The 2,290-nt window shown below is 72.3% G+C and carries 2 protein-coding genes; both read right to left on the reverse strand.

Annotated features, from left to right (window positions below):
* Nucleotides 1-326 precede the first annotated feature (326 nt).
* Complete coding sequence (locus tag FUT87_RS24640; protein WP_147242701.1) at nucleotides 327-1,826, reverse strand: sensor histidine kinase; 1,500 nt, start codon at nucleotides 1,824-1,826, stop codon at nucleotides 327-329.
* A 61-nt stretch (nucleotides 1,827-1,887) separates the two neighbouring features.
* Nucleotides 1,888-2,290, reverse strand: a 403-nt coding sequence (locus FUT87_RS24645) for a response regulator transcription factor (protein ID WP_147242702.1), incomplete at its 5' end; no start/stop codon positions are given.

Raw genomic sequence — 2,290 nt, forward strand, 5'->3', positions numbered from 1 at the left:
CAGCAGCAGGCCGGCGGCGGTGGAGAGCGTGGCGCGAACGCCAGGGATGCGCGCGGCGCGCGGGGTGCAGGTCATGTTCAGTCTCCGGTGTGGGTCCGAGGAACGGCGCTCCGGGCGTGCTCCGTTAATCGGACGTTTATCTTTCTGGCATGCGAGCTGAACTTTAATTTTCCATTAATGAAACTATATTGGTGCTTACCACTAGCGCCGTGGTGCGTGAAATCCGTGTAGGCGGGCGAACAGCGCTCGGCGGGGCCGGGCTGGTGCGTGGGGGCGGATCGCGGCGCGGCCGAGCGGCCGAACGGCCACTGCGCCTGCCGTGGCCCTCAGGCCGCGAGGGGCAGCTGGATCGAGACGCACAGTCCGCGCGGCCGGGCGGTGGACAGCCCGATGCGGCCGCCGTGGCGCTCGACGATCTCCTTGACGATCGCCAGGCCCAGGCCGCAGCCATTGCCCTCGTGGGTGGCGCGGAAGAAGCGCTCGAAGACCTGCTCGCGCAGGGCCTCGGGGACGCCCGGGCCGTTGTCGGTGACGACGAGTTCCGCGTGGTCGCCCGCCTCGTGCACCTGCACCGTCACCCGCGCGCCGCGGCCGGCGTAGCGCAGCGCGTTGTCGATCAGGTTGACCAGCGCCTCGCGCAGCAGCAGCGGGATGCCGACGACCGCCACCGGCCGCCCGGGCGCGCCGTCGCCGTCGTCGGTCTCCGGCCCCGCGCCATGCCGATCGTCGAGCTGCGACGGAGAGGTGCACTCCGGATCGCTGTCTGGCCCGTCGTAGCCCAGGTCCACGTTCTGCTGCAGCGCGCGCGGCACCAGCTCGGCGGTGACCTCGCGGGCCAGGCGGCCCAGGTCGAAGCGCACCGGCGTCTGGCGTTGCAGCGACTCCGGCTCGGTGCGCGCGAGCGCGAGCAGCTGGTTCACCAGATGCGCGCTGCGGGAGGCGCCTTCATGCACGCGCGCCAGCCGCATCGTCAGCGGACCGGGCGGCGCCTCGGCGAGGGCGAGTTCGCTCTGGCTCTTGAGGCCCGCCAGCGGCGTGCGCAATTGATGGGCGGCGTCGCTGATGAAGCGGCGCTGGGCCTCGACGTTGTGGCTGACGGCCTCGAGCAGATCGTTGATGGCCTGCGCGAGCGAGCGCAGTTCCTGCGGCGCGGCATCGAGCTCGATGGGCCGCAGGTCGTTGGGCTTGCGGCCCTCGACCAGCCGGCGCAGCCGCGCGATCGGCGCCAGGCCCGCTCCGACGCCGGCCCACACGATCATGCTCATCAGCACGATCAGGACCGACAGCGGCAGCATCGTGTCGATCAGCAGCCGGCGCGCGAGCAGCTCGCGGTTGGCGCTGGAGCGCGCCACCTGCACCAGCATGGTCTGCTGGGCGCGGGGGTTCTCGCCGAACTGCAGGTACAGCGCGGCCACCCGCACCGGCGAGACGGCGCGGGCGCCGTCGGACTCGATCTCGCCGTCGTAGAACTGGGCCTGGCCCAGCGGCGGGCTGGCCGGCATCGCCGGCGGACTGGGCAGGTTGCGGTTGCCCAGGATGAACTGGCCCGGCGGCGAGCTGACGGTGTAGAGCAGCTTGTCGCTCGGGTCGGCCTCGAGCACGTCCTGCGCGGCGCGCGGGAAGTCGATCAGCAGCCCGTTGCCCATCGGCTTGACCTGGCGCGCGAGCGAACGCGTGGCCTGCAGCAGCGTCGCGTCGACGGCCTCGTTGGCATAGCGGCCGGCGAGCCGGTAGCTGAAGACCGCGCCGGCCAGCCACAGCACCACCTGCGGCAGCAGCAGCCACAGCAGCAGCTGGCGCTTGAGCGAGAACCGCGAGGGGCTCATGGCGCGCGGGTCGTGGCGGACGGCGGGCGAGGCACGGGTCAGGGCAGGGTGGGGCGGGAGCTCAGGCCCGCTCCAGCTCCAGCAGGTAGCCGAGCCCGCGCACGGTGCGGATCGCCACCTGCGCGCCCTCGAGCTTGCGGCGCAGGCGATGGATGTAGACCTCCACCGCGTTGGTCGCCGCGCCGTCGCTCGCGCTGGGCGCGGCGCGGTCGCCCGACCAGGCCTGGTTGATCTGCTCCTTCGTGATCACGCGGCCCTGGTGGGTCAGCAGCAGGTCCAGCAGGTCGAACTCGCGCGGGCTCAACTCCAGCATCTCGCCGCGCACCTGGGCGCTGCGGGTCTCGCGCTGCATGCTGAGCTGGCCCAGCTCGGTGCTGGCCTTGAGCGCGCGGCTGCGGCGCAGCAGCGCGCGCAGCCGGGCTTCCAGCTCGGGGAAGTCGAAGGGCTTGGTCAGGTAGTCGTCG

Source organism: Mitsuaria sp. TWR114 (assembly GCF_007997345.1).

Excerpts from the sequence above, each read along its gene's own strand:
- FUT87_RS24640 (WP_147242701.1), bottom strand. The coding sequence starts at position 1,826 with ATGAGCCCCTCGCGGTTCTCGCTCAAGCGCCAGCTGCTGCTGTGGCTG.